This is a genomic window from Shewanella fodinae (assembly GCF_014651955.1).
GTDB lineage: Bacteria > Pseudomonadota > Gammaproteobacteria > Enterobacterales > Shewanellaceae > Shewanella > Shewanella fodinae.
Genome location: NZ_BMXW01000024.1, coordinates 15,603 through 35,332, shown reverse-complemented (window position 1 = coordinate 35,332; position 19,730 = coordinate 15,603). Strand labels below are relative to the sequence as shown.

Here is a 19,730-nt window from a genome sequence, read left to right as displayed (position 1 = left end):
AAGGACGCTAATTATGTCGATGTTTCAAATTGGCCTGAGTGGCCTGAAAAGCACTCAGACGGCACTGGAAGTCACCAGTAACAACATCTCTAACTCGTCGACTTCCGGTTTTAAAGCTGGCAGTACCGAATTTGCAGCAGTGTACAATGGTGGTCAACGCGGTGGCGTTAAAGTTGCTGATATCAAAGAAGATTTTACTGCCACCGGTGATTTGGTGAAAACGGATAAAGATCTGGATCTGGCCATTACCGGGAAAGGCTTTTTTGTGCTGTCCGCTAACGGCCGCGAAGCTTACACCCAGGCCGGCCAGTTTGGGCTCAATGATCAGTTGTATATCACTAATGCCAGTGGTGCCAAGCTGCAGGGGTACGGTGTCGACGACGCTACGGATCCGAACATTGTGCCGGGGGTTCTCACCGACCTTAAGATTGAAGGCAGCAACATTCCCGCGCAGGCATCCGACTTAGTCACCTTTTCTGGCAATTTCAGCTCTGCCAGCGATGTCATTCCTTACCCGACGGCACCGGACACTTTTGATCCCACCGATGGCTCGGCTTATAACTTTTCCCAGTCGACTGAAGTGTTCGATTCTCTCGGTAATAGTCATGTGCTGACTCAGTATTACAACCATACCGGTTCTAACGAATGGCAGACCATGTACTTTGTGGATGGTCAACCTCTGACTGCCACGCAGCTCGGTCTGCCCGGCGGTGCAACAGTCGGTTCGCAGAATGTGACTGTGGATGGCGCGACCACAGCGGCAGGGGCTGTGACTATCACCTTTGGTACTGATGGTCAGATGCTGCCCCTCGATGGCAGCTTTACTCCAGGCACAGTTCCTGACAGTAATAGCACTGACCCCTACAGTATGCGTCAAGTTCAGCTGACCTTTAGCCCGTTGGACAAGGACGGCAATCCGAACGGTGCTGGTGATGTCAGCCTGACAATCGATATGAAACAAAGCACCCAGTTCGGTAGTGGCTTTGCGATGTACAACAACGATGCCAATGGTTACACCTCTGGTGAATTTAACGGGGTGACCGTGGACGCTGATGGTAAGTTGTACGCCACCTTTACCAATGGTGAGTCCAAACTGCAGGGGCAACTGGTGTTAGCGACCTTTGCTAACGTGAATGGACTTGAACAAGGTGATAATACCGTATGGTATAACACCGCCGAATCAGGCAATCCGCTTTATACCACTGCTGATAACGGTACTGTTGGACAGTTGCTGTCTGGGCAGTACATGGGCTCGAACGTCGATATTAGTGATCAATTGGTCGACCTCATCTCTTTCCAGCAAAACTATCAAGCTAACGCGAAAACCATCAGCACGGCTAACGACATGATGCAAGTGCTGTTTAATGCGACCTAGAGGAACTAACCCTGAATGGAACGCTTGATATATACCGCGGTTTCCGGTGCAGAGTTAAATAACAAAGCACTACAGGTGGTGGCAAACAACCTGGCGAATGTGAATACGGCTGGTTTCCGCGCTGACTTGGAGCAAGCGCAGTCAATGATGGTGGGTGGCGATGGCTTTCGCACCCGTTATCAGGCACAGCTGACACCTGCCGTCACCAGTTTGGCGCAAGGACCGATGATGGACACCGGTCGCAAACTGGATGTGGCCTTGAGTGAGTCCGGCTATTTGGCCGTGCTTGATGGCAACGGTAATGAAGCCTATACCCGTGCCGGTAATCTGCAGGTCGATGGTGATGGCTTTTTACGGGTAAATGGCTTGCAGGTGCTAGGGGAAGGCGGTGGCCCCATCCAGTTGCCGCAATTTGGCGATATTGATATCAGCCCCGACGGCACTATCAATCTCACCCCTGTGGGTGGCGGACTGATAGCGCAGGAAGCCCAGATCAAGTTGGTCAGTGCCAACAATAATCTGGTGAAAGGCCGCGATGGTTTGCTGCGTGACAGCAATGGTCAGCAACTCAATCGCGATGAAGCGGTGACGCTGGTTAGCGGCAAACTGGAAGGATCTAACGTTAATGCGGTTGAACAGATGGTTAAGACCATGAATATCAGCCGTCAGTTTGAGATGAATATCAAAATGATGAAGGTTGCCGAAGATCTGGCCAGTTCCGGTGACCGATTAATTCGCGGCGAAGCATAAGCGCGAGCAACAAGGAGCTTTACCACATGAATTCAGCACTGTGGGTCAGTAAAACGGGTCTGGAAGCACAGGATCTGCGAATGACCACCATATCCAACAACCTGGCAAACGTCAGTACCGTTGGCTTTAAGAAAGACCGGGCGATGTTTCAGGATCTGTTTTATCAGGTGCAGCGCCAGCCGGGAACCCAGGCCGATGCGTTGAATGAAATTCCCGCCGGGTTGCAATTGGGCACCGGGGTTCGTGTGAATGGTACCCAGAAGCAGTTTACTGAAGGCCCCTCTGAAACCACTAGTAATCCACTGGATATTGCCATCACTGGGCAAGGCTTTTTCCAGATAGACAGTCCAGATGGCGAAACGCTGTATACCCGTAACGGCCAGTTCCAGCTGAACTCGGACTCGGTAATGGTGAACAGTGATGGTTTACCGCTGTCGCAGAATATTACCGTTCCGGCCAATACCACTAAGGTGACCATTGGCAAAGATGGCACGGTGACCGCTGTGGTGGCGGGTGACAATCAACCGCAGGAACTGGGGCAAATTCTTACCGTGAACTTTGTTAATCCGGCTGGCTTAGAAGCGTTAGGTGGTAACCTTTATCGTGCGACTGCGGCCTCTGGTGAAGCGACTGAAGGGGTGCCAGGTGAAGATGCGTTAGGGCAATTGCAGCAGTTTACGGTAGAAGGTTCCAACGTCAGTGTGGTTGATGAAATGGTGGATATGATCGCCGTGCAACGGGCCTACGAAATGAATGCCAAAGTGGTTTCTGCCGCAGATGAAATGCTGCGATTTGTTAACCAGAGCATGTGATGCTTATGCGCTATCTATTGCTGTTGGTCTTATTACTGCTAAGTGCCTGTAGTAGTTCCCCGTCCGGCGCTGGCCGTCAAGCAGCTGCCGCTGATGACGATGCCTCAACTCAGGATAATGGGCAGCTAGTCAACCACCAGGAAGGCGGATTATACAGTGACTATTACATGTTCACGCTGTTTGCAGACAAGCGAGCCTACTCCGTTGGTGACATATTAACGGTGGTGTTGGCCGAACGTACTATGTCCAGTAAAAGTGCTGATTCATCGTTAGGCAAAGACAGCAGTTGGGATGTGGGCGTACCGCTATTGGGAACGCTCAATACCAACGACATGGCGCTGCAAACCAACTCCGCCACCAGTTTCAAAGGCCAGAGTACAGCCAATCAACAGAACTCTCTCAGTGGCTATATCTCCGTGAGAGTGGTCGATGTGTTGCCAAACGGCGCTTTGCGCATTAAAGGCCGTAAACAGATCCGGCTGAATCAAGGTGACGAATACTTGGAACTTTCTGGGGTCGTCCGTCCAGAAGATATTGATGTGACTAATCAGATTTCCTCGCAGCGGATTGCCGAGGCCTCCATCAGTTATGAAGGTAGCGGTACTTTGGCAGATGCATCTGAACCAGGGTGGTTGACCAAGCTATTCACCCGTTATCTCAATCCGTTTTAAGGCAAAGAGGCAATGGCAAGAAAACTTCTCCTAGGTGTGTTATTGGCGCTGCTATCTAGCGGGGTGTCAGCTTCGAGCCGGGCACTACTGGATCTGGTCGATGTGCAGGGCGTTCGTGACAATCAACTGGTGGGCTATGGATTAGTAGTTGGTCTGGCGGGGTCCGGTGATAAATCGCAGATTAAGTTTGCTGGTCAGTCGCTGAATAACATGCTGAAGCAGTTCGGCGTCAAGATGGATGACAGTAATTTACCCCGTACCAAAAATATTGCAGCGGTACTGGTGCAGGCAACGTTGCCACCTGACAGCAGCCCTGGGCAACTGATTGACGTCACCGTAAATTCGTTGGGCGATGCCAAAAGCCTGTTAGGTGGCAGTTTGGTATTGACGCCACTGCGGGGCATAGATGGCAAGGTATACGCCCTGGCTCAAGGTAATCTGGTGGTTGGCGGTGTTAATGCCTCTGGTAACACCGGTTCATCGGTTACCGTAAACGTTCCGACCTCGGGCATTATTCCAAACGGTGCTACGGTTGAGCGTGCTGTTCTTGGCAGGAACCGGGATTCTGGTGAAGTGGTACTGAATCTCAAAGAACCCAATTACAAGACGGCCAGAAATATCGTCAGTGCTATCAATAAGGAGTTTGGTCCCGGCGTCGCCAAAGCGGAGAACTGGGGCAAGTTGATGATAAGCGCACCGCGCGATCCCAACAATTTCAACACTTTCATGTCAATGCTGCAGGATATTCAGGTGGAACTGGGCAGCCAGCGGCCTAAAGTGATTTTTAACAGTCGTACCGGCACTGTGGTCATCAACGATATGGTGCGCGTGCGCAAGGCCGCCGTTACGCATGGCAGTCTGACCATTACCATTACTGAGCGGCAGGGCGCTATTCAGCCAGCACCGTTTTCCAACGGCACCACGGTGCCGGTTAATGCCAGCGACGTCAATGTGGATCAGCAACGTCACAACATGATGTTATTCCCAGAGGGGACTTCGTTGGAGACTATTGTCCAGGCGGTTAATGCGTTGGGCGCAACGCCTGCCGAACTGATGTCCATTTTGATGGGGCTCGATAAAGCTGGGGCACTGGAAGCGGAACTGGTGGTGATTTAGTAGGAATCGTGATGATGAGTAACCCAATTTCACCTGCATTTAATCAGTCGCTGGCCATTGACCCGACACAGGTTAATCAGATTTATAGCAACCTTTCGGAAGCGGATGGATTGCAGCAAGCTTCTGAGCAGTTTGAGGCGATATTTCTGCAGCTGGTGCTGAAAAATATGCACAGTGCCACGGAAGCAATCAGTGGCGACGATGGTATGTTTGCCAGCCGTGAACAGAAAATGTATCAGGATATCTACAACGCTCAGATTGCGCAGTCTATGGCCGCATCCGGTCAGATAGGGCTGGCAGAAAAAATGGTGGCACAGATAGGGGGACAACTGCATTCCTTGGAAAATAAATTTAAGGAATCGGAAAAAACCGTCGCTCCTACATTAGAAGGAAACGCGTTTTCTCAGCCTTTGCATGCCAGAGGCATCAACTCGGGGAGTTAGTGAGATGTCAGGACTGCTGTCCAATGCCTTATCCGGACTGAATGCAGCCAATACTGCACTGTCTGTCAGCGGCAACAATGTTGCCAACTCGGCCACCGAAGGATACAGCCGTCAGGCGATCCAATTTGCCACTGCGCAAGGGAGCCTGAACGGTGTAAAGGTCAGCAATGTCGATCGTGTCGTTAATAGTTTCTATAACGATGATATCTGGCGTACCAGTTCTGATTGGGCTTATTACAATGGCTTGCAGAGTTATCTGGGGTATACCGAAGAGCTGATGGGAACCACCTCACTTAACTTCAACGATGCCATTAGTCAGGTTACCGCGGCGCTTAATTCCTCGCTGGCGGAACCAGAATCACAAGCTTACCGGCAAGAAGTGTTGTCCAGCGCCGATGCCTTGGTCAACAAGATGTCGCAGATAAATGGTGCTTTGACAGATCAGCGGGAGCAGCTCAGTAAAGAGATGACCCAAACGGCTTCCAGCATCAGTTATACCTTGCGCAAATTGGCTGATTACAATGATCGCATCGCCATCGCCGTTGCCAAAGGGGACCCAACGGCTGAGTTAGAGGATAATCGAGAATTGCTGGTGACCCAATTGTCATCCTACATGGGGATTACTACCACCAGCCACGATGATGGCACTTTGGATATCTCCACCGTTAATGGTGCGCCATTATTGATCGGCACCAAAGCGGCCGAATTGGTGATAAATGGTACTGAGGTATCGCTGACATTAGGCAAACAGGTATTTCGTCTGACTGACCGCATTGGCGGGCAGATGGGGGGCTTGATTGCGGCAGATACTGGCGTGTTGCAACCTACGGTAGAAAGTCTCAATACCATGCTGAGTCAGTTGAGTGATGAGGTAAATGGGGTATTGGCACAGGGCTTTGATTTAAATGGTAATCCAGGGGCCCCGCTCTTCAGCTATGATGCCAATGATCCGTTAGGCACCTTTGCTGTAAGCGATAGTATCACGATTGATTCACTGGCGTTTATCGGCGGTAAAGACGATGGCAGTGGCAACTGGGTGGCCGCAGGCGGTGTGGGTGATAACGGTAACATCGCTAATCTTATCAAAGTGTTTGGCAATCAGTCTGATGATTATTCACTGTTGATCGGGCGCCTTGCTTCAAAAAGTAACGAAAACCAGAGCAATGTTAAGACTGCCCAGGCGTTAAATGATAATGCGATCAAGACCCGGGACAATCTCAGTGGTGTCAATCTCGATGAAGAGGCTTCTAACATCCTTTATTACCAACAGATGTATCAAGCTAATGCCAAAGTGATTTCGGTGGCTGATGAAACCTTCAAAACCCTGTTGAACATGTTTTAAGGAACCGCTATGAGAATCAGTTCCAACGAATATCATCTGAATATCATCCGCGCCATCAACCAGGGGACTGCTGACTATAACCGTCTATCAGTGCAACTGGCCAACAATCAGCGTATATCGAGACCCTCAGATGACCCACTTGGCTCGGTAATGTTACTGACACTGGACGGTGAACTCAGCTCTATCAAGCAGTATCAGTCCAATATGAATGATGTGGAATATACGCTGGGACAGCAGGAAACACAGCTTTCCAGTGTGGTGAATATCCTTGATAGTATGCAGCAGATGACCACCACGGCAGCCGATGGCTCTATGGGGGAAACAGAAATTGCCGCGTTGGCTCAGCAGATGGATGTCCTATTCCCCGCCATTGTGGACTTACTCAACGCCAAAGACGGTGATGGCCGCTATTACTTTTCCGGTAGCTTGACTAATGTGATGCCTTTCCAGCAGGACCTTGCTGGGCAATATCAGTATATGGGCGACAGCAATATTCGGCAGGTGGCAGTGTCGTCAGATTCTGATGTCCGTAGTAATGTGATCGGCAGCGACATTGACCCCAGTGCGACATTTTTGAATCAGATGCAGAGCTACCTGAACTTGCTGACGACAGATCCGGCAAATGCTAGCGTCGGCGATGAATCTAGAGCCATGATGGATGGCATTAACAGCTTTTTACAGCGTGTCACTGACCAATTGACCCAAGTGGGGGCGACGCGTGCCTCGCTGGAATCCATCAAGCAGGGGAATGACGATATTGCCGTTTACACCCAGGGACTCAGGGACGATATCAGTCAGGTCAATTATGCGGAAACATACGTAAAGCTGAACGAATCGGTTGCTTCCTATGAGTCGACACTGAAGGTTTATAACCGCGTCAGCCAACTGTCACTCTTTTCGTTGATCTGATAACACCATGTTAGTCACTCACCCGTCAGCCATCAAAGATACCCCGCGACTTCAGGAAAGCCGCGTCAGTGCTGCAGCGGTTGCTGAAGCCGACACGCAAACACCGACCAGCAATAAGTCCACCTCAGTAACTGCGGAAAAGGGCAGTCAACACCAAGTGCTGTCGCGCTGGGTGGCCTTGGCAACCGTGACAAAATCCATGGGCAATAGCGAGCAGTCTGCTCGAACGCTGAGGCAGCTGTCATACCAATTGAAGACGCTCAGTGCCCGAATTAATCAGCAGACATCTCCTAACGACGTTAATCCAAAACAGATAGCCAGTGCTGTCAGTAAGATGAAGACGCAACTACAGCAAGGCGGCGTTAACGGCAAGTTACGCAGCATTGACCCTGCAGCCCAGTCTGTTACCCGGGAGCTAACCAACAAAGTTGACTTGTTGTCGCCCAAAGCGCTGGATGAACAGGTGAGCATTGTGATGGGGCGCAGTGGAAAAGCGGTTTCGTTTTCGTTACCTGCTTACGCCGATAAGTCAGCAAATCTTGAAACAGTGCAACAGGCTTTTTCCAGTCAAGAGATTGCGGTGACGGTGTCAGCGCGGGATACGTTACTGTTTACTGCATCCAAAGATGCATCTTCTGCACTGAAAGAACCTTGGATGATGATGGGCAAGGGCGTCAGGATCGCCGCCGGCAATCCGGTGTCTGTCTCTCTCAGTGAAGAACCGCACGCGTTGGATGCTTTACAGCAGTTAGCACAGAGCAACAATACTGCTAGCGATGTGTATCAGCAGCAGATAGCGCAGTTGCAACGATCAATCCGTGCTTCATTGCAGAATATTGAACTGCAGCGACAGCAGATATTACAACGTTTGCAACAGATCCAACGTTCACCTGCTGGTGCTGAAGAGTTGCAGGAACTGACACAACAGGTGCAGCAGATCCTTAATCAGCCAGATCAAAATGCGGTATCCATCTTGGTCTCTCAGGCCAACATCACCCGAAATCTGGTGTCATTTAGTTTGTCTGCCAGTCGTTAAGTTTGTGCAGAAGGCAGTTGTCAATCAATCCTCTTCCTGAGCGACAATTTGCCTTCTGCTTTCTGGGGAATTAAAGAACTAAAATGGTTGAATTTTTCGTTGTTTTTAAAAGATTTTTTAGAATTATAAAAATATCTAAAAAATAAATTTTAGTTCTGTCGCGAGCGGGTCGCTTATTTCTAGAGAACATCGATTCTAAAGGAGAACAGTGATGTCATTATCTATTCAATCTAATGCAGCTTCCCTTTCCATCCAGAACCAGCTGAACCGCACCAACAGCGCCCTGAGTACAGCGCTGGAACGTTTGGGCAGCGGCTATCGTATCAACTCCGCTAAAGATGATGCCGCTGGTCTGCAGATTGCTAACCGTTTGAATGCCCAGGCTACTGGTCAGAAAGCCGCTATCTACAACGCCAACAATGCCCAGTCTATGATGCAGACTGCTGAAGGCGCGTTTGATGAAATGACCAACATTGCCAACCGTATGAAAGAGCTTGCAACTCAGGCTGCCAACGGTACCAATAGTTCATCAGAATACACAGCAATGGATGCTGAATATCAGGCTCTGGGTAAAGAAATGCAGAGCATTATCGCTAACACTTCTTTTGGTGCTGGTACTAAATTGCTAGATACCACAACTGGCAAATTTGGCTCTGGCGCTGTTACTTTCCAGATTGGCGCATCTACCAGTGAAACTTTGGCAGTGGATGTAAGTACTCAAATTGGCGCTATTGACACTGCCATTGGTACTGGTGGCACATATGCTGGTCAAGCTTTAGCTTGGGATACAGATGCTGCCACAACTCAGACTAATGCCCAGACAGCAATGACTGAAATTGATACCTTAATCGACAACATTGGTTCCGCCCGTTCTGCGCTGGGGGCCAGCATGAATCGTATGGATCACAGCATCAATAACGTGACCAACATGAAAGAAAACACTGAAGCCGCAGCATCTAACCTGATGGATGCTGACTATGCTGCAGAAACTTCTGCCATGACTAAGCAACAGTTGCTGATGAACTCTGGTGTATCTGTACTGAGTGTTTCTAACAGTACTACCAGCATGATCGCTTCTCTGCTGCGCGGTTAATCAATACTACAGGGCAGCACAATAGTGAGTATCGTGCTGCCCTGATGTTTTATTCAGGACGGAAACATGGCAACTTCTACTAGCTCAGCAACCAGTCTGGACCCGGCCTACTTGGCTCAGCAATATACCGCCATCGACCGGGCTGCAAAAGACACCCTGTTACAGAATCAATACAACAGTTACAACACCTCATTAAAAGCGTTCCAATCACTGCAGTCATCATTAACTGATTTTGTCAGTCATTTGAAAGACTTTAGTGCTGATGGCTTATTGGCCAGTTCCGCTAAAGTTTCCAGCAGCAACACCATGAACGTCACGGTTGATGGTTCAGCGGCACCTGGTTCTTATCAGATTTATGTACAACAGTTGGCCCAGGCTCACCAGCTGGCAATGAGTTTTGACCCAACACAAGCACTGCCAACAGATGGCGACCTCGGTATTACCGTGGGTAGCAATGAATTTGTGGTGGATTTATCGTCCCTACCAGCCTCAGCTACCTTGTCGGATGTGGCGACTGCTATTAATAACAGCGCCGATAACAGCGGTGTTAACGCAACGGTAATGCAAAGTGGCAGTGAGACATTTTTGCTGCTGACCAGTGACGAAACGGGCGCCGCTAATCAAATATCTTTGAATTTTAATGCGGGTACCGATCCTAACGGTGCGGCTTTTGCGTCGGCTGTTGCTGGCGCACAGCAGCTGACCGCGGCGCAGGATGCTATTGTGCAGCTCGGTTCCAGCTCAGCGATTACTATCACGTCTGCGACCAATATCTTAGATAACGTCATCGATGGGGTGAAGATTGACTTGCTGCAGGCGCAAGCTAGCGGTGATACCCCAGTAAAAATTGACGTTGCCAAAGACTCAGAAAAAACGCAGGAAAATCTGCAGGACATCGTGGACGAATATAACAATTTGATGTCGAAACTGACCGATGACGGTATCAAAAATGACAGCATGTCTAGAAGTCTGCAAAGCTTGATGCGTAGTAGCTTCCAAGGGCTGTTTGACAGTAAAACCTTGTATTCCATCGGCCTGGAGTTTGACCGCACCGGTAAACTGACCATTAACAGTGACCGTCTCGATACCGCATTGAACACCGATCCTCAGCAAGTCGCAAACATGCTTACCGGTGATAACGGCTTGGTCAATAAATTGCAGACTTCATTGGCACCTTACTCCGACCGATACGGCTTCTTAAAAACCAAAGTTGATAATCTGCAATCCAGTCTGGATGCGGTTTCCAAGAAACAGGATGACTTTGATACCAAAATGCAGTTGGTGTATCAGCGTTATTTGAATCAGTTTACCCAGATGCAGATTACAATTTCACAGCTTGAATCCAGTATGTCTTCATTCTCAAGTTAATTTTGCTTCTCGGAGGTAATGATGTTGGATATGGGATATGCGGCGTATCAACAGACCGCAGTAGAAGGGAAAGCCGCCGGTGCCGATGTGCATAAACTGGTGCTGATGCTATTCGATGGTTTTCTGGATGAGCTGGAACGCGCTGTTGGGCATATCAATGCCAAGAAATTTGATCGCAAAGCGCAAAGCGTTGACAGACTGCTACGGATCCTCGGGGGGCTTGAAGCGTCGCTAGATCGCGAACATGGTGGCGAGCTGGCAGAAAACATGGCACAGCTTTATCAGCATTGTGGCCAATCGTTGGTGCAGGCCAGCTTTCGTAACGATATCAGCTATCTCGATTCAGTGAAAACGGTAATGACCAATCTGCAGCAAGGCTGGAAAGGATTGGGTTCTCTGAATTAACCCTTTTTGCCGTGATCAGCCACCACCGCGGTGGCTTTTTTAGCGATCATGACTTTTCCCGGTACTTCCTGGTGCGGAAATGATGTTTCCGTACACCATGTTTAAAGAGTTAAAAATCATTAATAATCATACAATTAAAAGTGGCCTGATATTTGTATTGCGGGTGTAAGGGTTCAACTTAGCGCAATAAAACGGAGAGATTAAGTGCAGCATGCAGAGGACGCCAGACAGTTGCGACAACAGATATCGACACTGTTAAAAGAGATGGAACTGGCAGTGGCTAACGGCCAATGGCAACGCATTCGGGCACTTGATAAACGTATGGTTAAGTTACTCAACGTGTGCAACACACCAGAACTTCAAGGATTGCAGCAACAGCTACAGCCCATCATTGCCAGACAATATCGGCAACTGCTGGGCAAGATTGATACTGCCAAGAGCGAACTGGAATCCAAGATGCGACAGCATGTCTCCGATAAGGAAGGCCTAGAGGCATACCAAGCGTCGGTGGATGGCCGGCTATGGTGATGGCAATACCCGTTATGCTGGGTGGTAACAGCACAGCCAATACCAGTGTTAGCAAGAATTTGGTCACTACCACGATGGCATCTAGCGATATTGTGGAACAGCAAAGCGAAAGTTTTGTGTTACCTACACTGTCATTGCCAGCACAAAGTGACGCTGACACAGAAAGTGAACAGCAGGCATTGCCACAACTTCCTGTTGATAGTGAGTCATCCAACCTGCCAAGCAGTATGGTGGGCAGTTTGTTGTTGCTGCCACAAGCGCTAACCAATGGTGATGACAATTCCGGTGAGCAAACTGCTGTCTCTGAACAAACGCTAACCGCTGTACCGTCAATGCCGACGGCTCCAGAGTCAACGTTATCACCGATGGCTTTAGCATCTGGTGATAACGTTGAGGATAACTCATCCGACACCACGGCACACGATGCTGACGCAAGTGCGGAGGCTGGGCCAATGGCACCACACATCTTACCGGATAACGCTTTATTGTCAGCAACTGCGGCAATATGGCCACCGCAGCTTGCGCCGATAGTTTCAACACCGCCTAACGTCGCAACGGAAAGTACAACTGTGACTTTGGCGCCACCGTCATCAACTGACGCAACTGAGTTCTATGCCATAGCGGGCGTTAGCGAAACGGTCGCTGTAACACCAATGCCCCAGCAATCAGTGCATGTGACTTCAGTCGTCGGTGTTAGCACCGAACAAACTGCTAATGCAGCGGGCAATAATCAGAGTGCATCGTTAGCCGAAGCTCGGGGATGGTCTTTAACTGGATTGATGCAGGCAGCCAGCGCCACTGCCACCGCATCGATAAGTTCGCCGACAACGGGCCCGGCCGACTTGGTGACGGGCAGCAATAATAGTAGTAGCAACGGATTAATGCCTGCGACAGCGTTGCTAACGACTGCTGGCAGCGAGCAAGTTAATGCAACAGCTATAGAGCTGCGGGCATCCACCACTGCGGCCGTTGGGCAGCAGTTAGTCAATCTGCTCAGCGAAAAAGTGCAATTGCAATATGACAGTAAAATCCATAACGCCCAGATCCGCCTCGACCCACCAAGACTTGGCAGCATAGACATTCGCATCAGCGTTGACGGTGACAGAACCATCGTACACATCAATGCCAGCCATGCGGCCGTTAAAGATGCCGTATTGCAAACTGCAGAGCAACTAAGAACATCACTAGCCCACAAACTGGGTGGCGAAGTGTTGGTGCAGACAGGAGACGGCAACCGCCAGCAACAGCAAGCACCACAGCCTGGTTGGCAGGACGATATTTTGGTCAACCATTTACAAATAACCGAAGAAGCCAACCAGCCACTGTCGATGGTGGATGGTTGGTTAGATAGAAAAGCTTAAATATTGGTTTTTAGGAGAGAGTAGATGAAGTCACTGTTAGGCGTTGTTCTTGCTGTAGTGCTGTTGGCGGTAGGGGTCGGGGCTGGCATCTATTATGGCAAAAGTGCTAATGGTGCAGCGCAGTCAGACTCGGATAAGGCTGCAGTCGATCAAGCCCATCAGTTGCTGTTTTATCCAATGGCGCGGTTTGTCGCCAGTGTCAGTGATGAGAACTATTCACGTTACTTAGTGTTAGAACTCAGCCTTTCCACTCATAGCCAAACTTTTCTGACACAACTCGATCAACAAGCCCCCGTTCTGCGCAATGTCTTGGTGAAGTATTTTGCCAATATCTCCAGAGAACAGGCGAAACAGACGTTTGAAGATGTGAATAAAGTGCAACAGGCATTGCTGCAGAAATTTAATGAAGCCCTCAAGCAGCAGGGAATTGACAGCAAGCTGGAGCAGGTGCTGGTGACTAACGTCTATCTACAGTAAGTAAAGGTTAATTATGTCTGCACTGTGTGATTGGCAAAGCGCCGGAGAGCAGTTAGACACTGCGCCTGTGCCTCAGGAAACTGAAGCGCTGCAGCGCTATGCCTACTTGGTGCGGCGTGTCGTGGCCCATATGCGTACGCAAATCGGAGTGGTTGCTGATCGCGATGACTTGCAGCAGATAGGCTTGATGGCATTGCTGAAAGCCATCCGCCGTTATGGCCGAGAACAGGACGAACAGTTTGAATCTTACGCCTTCAAACATATTCGTGGTGCCATGCTGGATGAATTCCGTCGACTTGACTGGCGTTCCCGTCAGTCACGTCAGGAGGCACATCGTTTTCGCGATGGCGTGAGGCAGCTGCGCAGCCAATTGGGGCGAGAGCCGAGCGAACCGGAAATATGTGCCGCATTAAATATCTCCACCAAACAGTTGATGGAGTTTCATTATCTCGAACAAGCAGAAGTCGTTGACAGTTTTGAACAGCTGTTGGAGCAGCAAGGGCCTATGGCGTCTGAAGATCGCGATATTGCGCGCATGGAACAACGGCGACTGCTAGCGCAGACGATGCAGCAACTACCAGCGCGAAACAAGCTGCTGTTGCAACTGTATTACACCCATGAACTTAACATGAAAGAAATTGCTTTGACTTTGGGATTAACAGAATCCCGCGTATGCCAATTACATAAACAGTCATTGCAATTGTTAACAGAAAAATTGACAGGCTAGAGCTAAGGGCACAAAAGCTATGCAGAAATTTGTTGGATTAGTCATAGTGTTAGGCACAGTTGTGGGTGGCTTCATGTTTGCCGGTGGCAATGTGGCATCGCTGTGGCAACCGGCGGAAATGATCATTATTTTTGGGGCAGCATTGGGCGCATTGATCGTTGGAAACTCCAAGCATGTTCTCAAGGAGATGATGTCTCAGCTTAAATACCAATTTAAGGCGCCTAAAGACCAGAGCAAATTATATCAGGACTTATTGATGCTGATGTATGCGCTGTTGGATCTCGCCAGAACCCGCGGTCTGAAGGATCTGGACGAGCATGTAGAGAATCCTGAAACCAGCTCGATTTTTTTGGCTTATCCATCGGTGAGTGAATATCCCAACTTGGTGACATTCATCTGCGACAATCTTCGGCTGTTCAGCATGGGCAAAGTTTCCTCCCATGACTTTGACAATATGTTGGATCAGGAAATTGCTTATCTAGAAGAGCAGAAGCTTAAACCTTCTCAGTCGTTGGCTGCCGTCGCTGAGGCCATGCCGGGATTTGGGATTCTGGCGGCGGTAGGCGGCATCATCATTACCATGCAGCATCTGGACGGCCCCATGGGCAACATTGGCTTGCACGTGGCTGCTGCGTTGGTGGGGACTTTTTTAGGTATTTTTGGCTGCTACTGCTTGATGGCGCCTTTGGCTTCATCAATGGAACAATATGTCAAAAAGCGTATTGCGATTTTTGAATGTGTTAGAGCGATGTTGGTGGCTCACGCCAAGGGCCATGTTGCCATTGTAGCCACAGATGCTGGACGAAAATTAATCAATGAAGAGGTTAAGCCCACGTTCAACATGATGGAAGAATGGATTAACAACAGGGCTGCTTAATCATGAATAATAGCGATACTCAGATAGTCGTGCGTCGGCAGCGTCGCGGCGATAAAAACGCTAAACATGCGGGGGCATGGAAGGTTGCTTTCGCTGATTTTACGTTAGCGATGATGGCGTTCTTTATGGTGATGTGGCTGATGCAGGTCTCCAGTAAACAGGAGCGTTCGCAGCTGGCGCATTATATGCGCACCCATTCTGTTTTCGATGGTAGTCCTAACTTCTTTGAACCACAAAACAGTCCTTATCCGGTTGATTTGGGTGGCTCACCGTCCATCATCGATAATGAAGCAGCCAATCGGCTGCCACCGGATAACCCCTTGCCGGGGATGTCAGAGTATCTGAGTATCCCTAAAGGTGAGCGAGATCCTGCCGCTGGACAGGGCAAGCAGCTTAATTCGGTCATTGATGGCACCTTCGCAACGGCCGAAGAATTAAGTTTGTTATTGCAGAATTTCCAAGAAATTGCGCAGACAAAGCACGCACAAACCAACTTATTAGTTGAAGTCATTCCTTCGGGCTTACGAGTGATTATCAAAGATGATCGTCATCATCAGATGTTTCCTCGCGGTGAAGTGGAAATGACGCCGTTTTTTGAAGATCTGTTATTTAGTCTCGGTCCGGTATTCAAAAAAGTCCGTAATCAAGTGATCATCTCCGGCCATACCGACATTACCTCATATAACAGCAGCGCATACAGTAACTGGGAACTATCCGCCGCCAGAGCGTTGCAGGCCCGACGGTTACTGGAAGCTGGAGGCATGCCCTCTGAACGGGTCGAACAAGTTAACGCCTTTGCTTCAACTCGGTTACTGAATACCGAGGATAAAACCGGTAGTGAGAATCGCCGGGTAGAACTGCTGATCCTCACGCCCAAAGCGGAGAAGCAACTCAATGCATTATTTTCATCCATCGCACCGGAAAGTAAACCAGCTCCTGCCGTTGTCGATGCCGCAGATAAAGCCGAAGCTAATCAGCCTGTAACCAGAATGAGTGAAATGCAGCAATGACGCGAACGAGTAATGACCGTGTTTTCAAACGTCATGATCTGACTAAAGAACAAACTCCAGCGGATGAGCAACATGACGGCATTGCCGTACAGCTGTATTGGCCGTTGGTGATCGAATGGTATGTGTGTAATGCCATTATGAAAGATGTGGGGCTTGGCGGCGCCGGGTTGTTGGTGCCACAAGATAAGAAGGTCCCCAGCCGATTGATTGTGGAGATCGCCAGTACTATCCGCATTAAAGGCCGCGTAGTTTACCGCCGACCGGTAAGCGAAAGACTGCAGTTCATCGGTATTGACTGGCGCCGAGAAGCTGATAGCAAGCGACGCCAAGTGCTAAGAGTGGCGAGCATGCTGATGAAGGATAAAGTCAGATCAAAACGCAGCAAAGTCAAAATGTCTGAACTGGAGGACAGCGAGCTTGATTAAGAAAAAGAAACCAAGGGAGCTTATCCGTGGTGAAAATGCCGCCATGTTGCAGATATTTCCACTGACGCGTGACCAGCGCTGTCAGCAACAGGCGGTCAAGATATTCAGTGAGTCCAAAACAGAATTCAGAGAGGTGTTACACACCACTTTGTCGCAGTTGATCAGTGGCCTGAACTTTGAGGTAGAACTGGCACTGTGTCAGGGCTGGGGAACCGATTTTCTCAGCACTGAAGCCGATAAATTAATGATGAGTTGCGAGTTACCAGCAGCCAACAATGCCAAAGCGTACATGGCGATTGAGCACATGGCGGTGCGACATCTGGCAGACCTGTGCCTTGGAGGCAGGATCAGTCATCAGGAAGTGTCGCGTAACGAATTGACCGTTACCGAATTGCGTATTGCCACTCGCACGTTCAATCGTTTACTGGGGGGATTGCAGGAACTGATCAGTGGTCACAAAAGCTTGCCGATGGCACAGCCATTGAAGCAGCTTCAGGCACTCAAACCCTTTTCCTATGTGATTTTTAAGGTGCGTATGCTGTTGGATGAGGAAATCATCAGCTGGTTTCTGAATTTGCCGGTGGGGCTGTTTCCTCAGGTAGCCGATAGCCCGACGTTATCTGAATCCCAACAATTACCGCTATTACAAACACAATGGCAGCAGTTCCCCGTACGCGGCCGCGTGGTGATGGCGGAAAAAAAGGTCAACGTCAGGCAGTTGCAACAGCTGTTGCAGGGGGAATTTATGCCGGTATCACTGCAGGACATTGCCAGCTTCAGGCTCGGTGGTAAGCAACTGTTTTCAGGCAAAGTGGCGCAGGAAGATGGCCAGTTAGCATTTCAGGTAACACAAACACAAGAGTGACAGACATGACAGATAATTTGGATGCCGCATTGGCGGAACTGGATGCATTGGATATTGATGAGTTTGCAGAGCATGAGGCTGCCAAGACTAAAAATCCTGCTGCCGATATGACTTTTTTCCGCGACGTGCCGTTGACAATTACCTTGGAAGTTGCCAGTACGGAGCTGACATTGGGCGAACTGAGCAAAGTTCGCGATGGTGATGTGTTGCCGCTAGATAAGGTCGCAGGAGAACCTCTGGATGTGATGGTAAACGGTGTGGCCTTTGCCAAGGCGGAAGTGGTCATGGTTGATGGCCATTACGGTATCCGTTTTTTACCTCAGCAACTCAGCGATGAAACCGTTACAGATGCGTAATTTGGTGGTGAGTCGGCTGTTGTTACTGGTAGGACTGACATTGTCATTTAGTGTCAGCGCTCAGGATGTCACGTTGTTTTCGCTGCATAACACCGCTGACGGACAGGACTATAACGTTAAATTACAGATCCTGTTGCTGATGTCATTGTTGACACTGTTGCCGGGGATTTTAATGGCTGCCACATCCTTTACCCGCATAGTGATTGTGCTGGCTATCTTGCGACAGGCATTGGGGTTACAGCAAAGCCCGCCCAACCGGGTGTTGATTGGCATTGCCTTGATGTTGACCATGCTGATTATGCGACCCGTGTGGCAGGACATTTATCAAAACGCTTATAAACCGCTGCAAAGTGAACAAATTACGACCGAACAGGCGCTCGAGCGAGCGGTTGTTCCCGTTCGTAAATTTATGCTGGCTCAAACCCGCGAAAACGAGATGCAGCAAGTATTGAGAATTGCCGGTGAGCCCAGCAATTTGAAACCCGAAGACGTGCCGCTCGATGTGTTAGTACCTGCTTTCTTATTAAGTGAGCTGACAACGGCATTCCAGATAGGATTTATGCTGTTTATTCCGTTCTTGATTATCGATTTAGTGGTCGCCAGTGTCCTGATGTCAATGGGGATGATGATGCTGTCACCGCTGATTATCAGTTTGCCCTTTAAACTGATGGTGTTTGTGCTGGCAGATGGCTGGTCCATGGTCGCTGGCACATTGGCGGCAACCTTTGGAGCTAACTGGTGAGTCCAGAACTGGCGGTACAACTTATTGGTGATGCGGTGATCACCATCATCAAGATTTTACTGGTGCTGATTGTCCCAGGATTGCTCGTTGGGGTGGTGGTGGCCATTATCCAGACGGCAACATCCGTGCAGGAGCAAACACTCACATTCTTGCCAAGAATGTTGATAACACTGCTGATGCTGATCTTTGCTGGTCACTGGATTATCGAAAGCCTGACTGACTGGTTTGCGCGTTTGTCACAACTGATACCAGGTGTGTTTGGATGACATCGCTTATCTCGGTCACTGGTAGCGATATAGTGCATCTTTTAGGCTCCGTTTGGTGGCCGTTTGTGCGGTTGTCGGCTTTTTTCTGGGCTATGCCGGTAATGGATAACCCCGCTCTGCCTGTGAGAACCAGGATCTTATTGGCGTTTTTTTTATCTTTTGCACTGGTGGGACAGATCCCTCCCGCGCCGGATGTTGACCCTTTTTCGCTGACAATGGTGGCATTAGCAACTGAACAGATCCTCTTCGGACTGATGATGGGGCTGGTGATGCGTATGCTGTTTGAAGTGTTTACGCAGGCAGGGCTTATTTTGTCCATGCAGATGGGCTTGTCGATGGCCATTGTGATGGATCCTGGTTCAGGTAACCAAGTATCGTTGCTCGGCAATCTACTGTGGTTGATGGTTGTGTTGCTGTTTTTTGCACTGAACGGTCATTTGCTAGGGTTGCAGATGCTGGTGGACAGCTTTCAGCTTTGGCCTGTAGGGCATAGTCTCTATGAGCTGAATTTTGCCTCAGTCATCAACATGTTCGGTTGGATCTTTGCGTCTGCACTGGTGGTGGCCTTGCCCGCAGTCATCGCCATGTTATTGGTGAATATGACGTTTGGTATTGCCAGCCGTTCGGCGCCTTCGCTAAACCTGTTTACGTTTGGCTTTCCGGTAACACTACTGATGGGGTTTATCGTGGTTTACCTGACGTTTGCTCAGGCGGGCAGTGTGTTCTCCAATCTGTTATTTGATGCGCTTGACGTGATGCGTCAGTTGATGGAGTAA

The 19,730-nt window shown here is 49.4% G+C and carries 24 protein-coding genes; all 24 read left to right on the top strand.

Going from position 1 to position 19,730, the window contains the following annotated elements; translation table 11 throughout:
- Positions 1-13: 13 nt before the first annotated feature.
- Entirely contained in the window at positions 14-1,375 is a 1,362-nt protein-coding gene (locus tag IE064_RS16300) for a flagellar hook-basal body complex protein (protein ID WP_189618766.1), read from the top strand.
- A 15-nt stretch (positions 1,376-1,390) separates the two neighbouring features.
- Positions 1,391-2,125 carry a flagellar basal body rod protein FlgF gene (locus IE064_RS16295; protein ID WP_133039693.1) on the top strand — a complete coding sequence of 245 codons (735 nt, stop codon included), beginning with the start codon at positions 1,391-1,393 and terminating at the stop codon, positions 2,123-2,125.
- A gap of 26 nt (positions 2,126-2,151) precedes the next feature.
- Entirely contained in the window at positions 2,152-2,937 is a 786-nt protein-coding gene (flgG, locus tag IE064_RS16290) for a flagellar basal-body rod protein FlgG (protein ID WP_189618765.1), read from the top strand.
- 5 nt (positions 2,938-2,942) lie between these two features.
- On the top strand, positions 2,943-3,608 hold the full coding sequence (locus tag IE064_RS16285) for a flagellar basal body L-ring protein FlgH (protein WP_229800112.1): 666 nt from the start codon (positions 2,943-2,945) through the stop codon (positions 3,606-3,608).
- Positions 3,609-3,620: 12 nt separating this feature from the next.
- Positions 3,621-4,724 (top strand): flagellar basal body P-ring protein FlgI, encoded by a 1,104-nt coding sequence (locus IE064_RS16280; protein ID WP_189618763.1) that lies wholly within the window; start codon positions 3,621-3,623, stop codon positions 4,722-4,724.
- A gap of 11 nt (positions 4,725-4,735) precedes the next feature.
- Positions 4,736-5,167: a rod-binding protein gene (locus tag IE064_RS16275; protein ID WP_189618762.1), complete on the top strand. Its 432-nt coding sequence runs from the start codon at positions 4,736-4,738 to the stop codon at positions 5,165-5,167.
- Positions 5,168-5,171: 4 nt separating this feature from the next.
- Positions 5,172-6,509 carry a flagellar hook-associated protein FlgK gene (gene flgK, locus IE064_RS16270; RefSeq protein WP_189618761.1) on the top strand — a complete coding sequence of 446 codons (1,338 nt, stop codon included), beginning with the start codon at positions 5,172-5,174 and terminating at the stop codon, positions 6,507-6,509.
- A 9-nt stretch (positions 6,510-6,518) separates the two neighbouring features.
- Entirely contained in the window at positions 6,519-7,418 is a 900-nt protein-coding gene (flgL, locus tag IE064_RS16265; RefSeq protein ID WP_189618760.1) for a flagellar hook-associated protein FlgL, read from the top strand.
- 7 nt (positions 7,419-7,425) lie between these two features.
- Positions 7,426-8,454, top strand: coding sequence for a hypothetical protein (locus IE064_RS16260; protein WP_189618759.1), 1,029 nt, complete (start codon positions 7,426-7,428; stop codon positions 8,452-8,454).
- A 211-nt stretch (positions 8,455-8,665) separates the two neighbouring features.
- Entirely contained in the window at positions 8,666-9,547 is an 882-nt protein-coding gene (locus IE064_RS16255; RefSeq protein ID WP_189618758.1) for a flagellin N-terminal helical domain-containing protein, read from the top strand.
- Positions 9,548-9,613: 66 nt separating this feature from the next.
- Positions 9,614-10,915 (top strand): flagellar filament capping protein FliD, encoded by a 1,302-nt coding sequence (gene fliD / locus IE064_RS16250; protein ID WP_189618757.1) that lies wholly within the window; start codon positions 9,614-9,616, stop codon positions 10,913-10,915.
- 18 nt (positions 10,916-10,933) lie between these two features.
- A complete protein-coding gene (gene fliS / locus IE064_RS16245) occupies positions 10,934-11,320 on the top strand; it encodes a flagellar export chaperone FliS (RefSeq protein WP_229800110.1) in 387 nt (128 codons plus the stop codon).
- Between the two features lie 204 nt (positions 11,321-11,524).
- A complete protein-coding gene (locus tag IE064_RS16240) occupies positions 11,525-11,848 on the top strand; it encodes a hypothetical protein (RefSeq protein ID WP_189618756.1) in 324 nt (107 codons plus the stop codon).
- On the top strand, positions 11,848-13,209 hold the full coding sequence (locus tag IE064_RS16235; protein ID WP_189618755.1) for a flagellar hook-length control protein FliK: 1,362 nt from the start codon (positions 11,848-11,850) through the stop codon (positions 13,207-13,209). The genes IE064_RS16240 and IE064_RS16235 overlap by 1 nt, the downstream gene beginning before the upstream one ends.
- A gap of 24 nt (positions 13,210-13,233) precedes the next feature.
- Complete coding sequence (locus tag IE064_RS16230; protein ID WP_189618754.1) at positions 13,234-13,686, top strand: flagellar basal body-associated FliL family protein; 453 nt, start codon at positions 13,234-13,236, stop codon at positions 13,684-13,686.
- 13 nt (positions 13,687-13,699) lie between these two features.
- A complete protein-coding gene (locus tag IE064_RS16225) occupies positions 13,700-14,413 on the top strand; it encodes a FliA/WhiG family RNA polymerase sigma factor (protein ID WP_189618753.1) in 714 nt (237 codons plus the stop codon).
- Positions 14,414-14,432: 19 nt separating this feature from the next.
- Complete coding sequence (gene motA, locus IE064_RS16220; RefSeq protein ID WP_133039707.1) at positions 14,433-15,290, top strand: flagellar motor stator protein MotA; 858 nt, start codon at positions 14,433-14,435, stop codon at positions 15,288-15,290.
- A 2-nt stretch (positions 15,291-15,292) separates the two neighbouring features.
- The gene (locus IE064_RS16215) at positions 15,293-16,300 is read left to right on the top strand and encodes a flagellar motor protein MotB (RefSeq protein WP_229800108.1); all 1,008 of its coding nucleotides are present in this window, start codon (positions 15,293-15,295) and stop codon (positions 16,298-16,300) included.
- Positions 16,297-16,725 carry a PilZ domain-containing protein gene (locus tag IE064_RS16210; RefSeq protein ID WP_133039709.1) on the top strand — a complete coding sequence of 143 codons (429 nt, stop codon included), beginning with the start codon at positions 16,297-16,299 and terminating at the stop codon, positions 16,723-16,725. The genes IE064_RS16215 and IE064_RS16210 overlap by 4 nt, the downstream gene beginning before the upstream one ends.
- On the top strand, positions 16,718-17,590 hold the full coding sequence (locus tag IE064_RS16205) for a FliM/FliN family flagellar motor switch protein (RefSeq protein ID WP_189618752.1): 873 nt from the start codon (positions 16,718-16,720) through the stop codon (positions 17,588-17,590). Before IE064_RS16210 ends, IE064_RS16205 begins: the two co-directional genes overlap by 8 nt.
- Before the next feature lie 5 nt (positions 17,591-17,595).
- The gene (locus IE064_RS16200) at positions 17,596-17,946 is read left to right on the top strand and encodes a FliM/FliN family flagellar motor switch protein (protein ID WP_189618751.1); all 351 of its coding nucleotides are present in this window, start codon (positions 17,596-17,598) and stop codon (positions 17,944-17,946) included.
- Positions 17,924-18,688 carry a flagellar type III secretion system pore protein FliP gene (fliP, locus tag IE064_RS16195; protein WP_373295284.1) on the top strand — a complete coding sequence of 255 codons (765 nt, stop codon included), beginning with the start codon at positions 17,924-17,926 and terminating at the stop codon, positions 18,686-18,688. Before IE064_RS16200 ends, fliP begins: the two co-directional genes overlap by 23 nt.
- On the top strand, positions 18,685-18,954 hold the full coding sequence (locus IE064_RS16190; protein WP_133039712.1) for a flagellar biosynthetic protein FliQ: 270 nt from the start codon (positions 18,685-18,687) through the stop codon (positions 18,952-18,954). The genes fliP and IE064_RS16190 overlap by 4 nt, the downstream gene beginning before the upstream one ends.
- A complete protein-coding gene (fliR, locus tag IE064_RS16185; RefSeq protein ID WP_189618750.1) occupies positions 18,951-19,730 on the top strand; it encodes a flagellar biosynthetic protein FliR in 780 nt (259 codons plus the stop codon). Before IE064_RS16190 ends, fliR begins: the two co-directional genes overlap by 4 nt.

Excerpts from the sequence above, each read along its gene's own strand:
- IE064_RS16300 (WP_189618766.1), top strand. The coding sequence starts at position 14 with ATGTCGATGTTTCAAATTGGCCTGAGTGGCCTGAAAAGCACTCAGACG.
- IE064_RS16295 (WP_133039693.1), top strand. The coding sequence starts at position 1,391 with ATGGAACGCTTGATATATACCGCGGTTTCCGGTGCAGAGTTAAATAAC.
- flgG (WP_189618765.1), top strand. The coding sequence starts at position 2,152 with ATGAATTCAGCACTGTGGGTCAGTAAAACGGGTCTGGAAGCACAGGAT.
- IE064_RS16285 (WP_229800112.1), top strand. The coding sequence starts at position 2,943 with ATGCGCTATCTATTGCTGTTGGTCTTATTACTGCTAAGTGCCTGTAGT.
- IE064_RS16280 (WP_189618763.1), top strand. The coding sequence starts at position 3,621 with ATGGCAAGAAAACTTCTCCTAGGTGTGTTATTGGCGCTGCTATCTAGC.
- IE064_RS16275 (WP_189618762.1), top strand. The coding sequence starts at position 4,736 with ATGATGAGTAACCCAATTTCACCTGCATTTAATCAGTCGCTGGCCATT.
- flgK (WP_189618761.1), top strand. The coding sequence starts at position 5,172 with ATGTCAGGACTGCTGTCCAATGCCTTATCCGGACTGAATGCAGCCAAT.
- flgL (WP_189618760.1), top strand. The coding sequence starts at position 6,519 with ATGAGAATCAGTTCCAACGAATATCATCTGAATATCATCCGCGCCATC.
- IE064_RS16260 (WP_189618759.1), top strand. The coding sequence starts at position 7,426 with ATGTTAGTCACTCACCCGTCAGCCATCAAAGATACCCCGCGACTTCAG.
- IE064_RS16255 (WP_189618758.1), top strand. The coding sequence starts at position 8,666 with ATGTCATTATCTATTCAATCTAATGCAGCTTCCCTTTCCATCCAGAAC.
- fliD (WP_189618757.1), top strand. The coding sequence starts at position 9,614 with ATGGCAACTTCTACTAGCTCAGCAACCAGTCTGGACCCGGCCTACTTG.
- fliS (WP_229800110.1), top strand. The coding sequence starts at position 10,934 with ATGATGTTGGATATGGGATATGCGGCGTATCAACAGACCGCAGTAGAA.
- IE064_RS16235 (WP_189618755.1), top strand. The coding sequence starts at position 11,848 with ATGGCAATACCCGTTATGCTGGGTGGTAACAGCACAGCCAATACCAGT.
- IE064_RS16230 (WP_189618754.1), top strand. The coding sequence starts at position 13,234 with ATGAAGTCACTGTTAGGCGTTGTTCTTGCTGTAGTGCTGTTGGCGGTA.
- IE064_RS16225 (WP_189618753.1), top strand. The coding sequence starts at position 13,700 with ATGTCTGCACTGTGTGATTGGCAAAGCGCCGGAGAGCAGTTAGACACT.
- motA (WP_133039707.1), top strand. The coding sequence starts at position 14,433 with ATGCAGAAATTTGTTGGATTAGTCATAGTGTTAGGCACAGTTGTGGGT.
- IE064_RS16215 (WP_229800108.1), top strand. The coding sequence starts at position 15,293 with ATGAATAATAGCGATACTCAGATAGTCGTGCGTCGGCAGCGTCGCGGC.
- IE064_RS16210 (WP_133039709.1), top strand. The coding sequence starts at position 16,297 with ATGACGCGAACGAGTAATGACCGTGTTTTCAAACGTCATGATCTGACT.
- IE064_RS16200 (WP_189618751.1), top strand. The coding sequence starts at position 17,596 with ATGACAGATAATTTGGATGCCGCATTGGCGGAACTGGATGCATTGGAT.
- fliP (WP_373295284.1), top strand. The coding sequence starts at position 17,924 with ATGAAACCGTTACAGATGCGTAATTTGGTGGTGAGTCGGCTGTTGTTA.
- fliR (WP_189618750.1), top strand. The coding sequence starts at position 18,951 with ATGACATCGCTTATCTCGGTCACTGGTAGCGATATAGTGCATCTTTTA.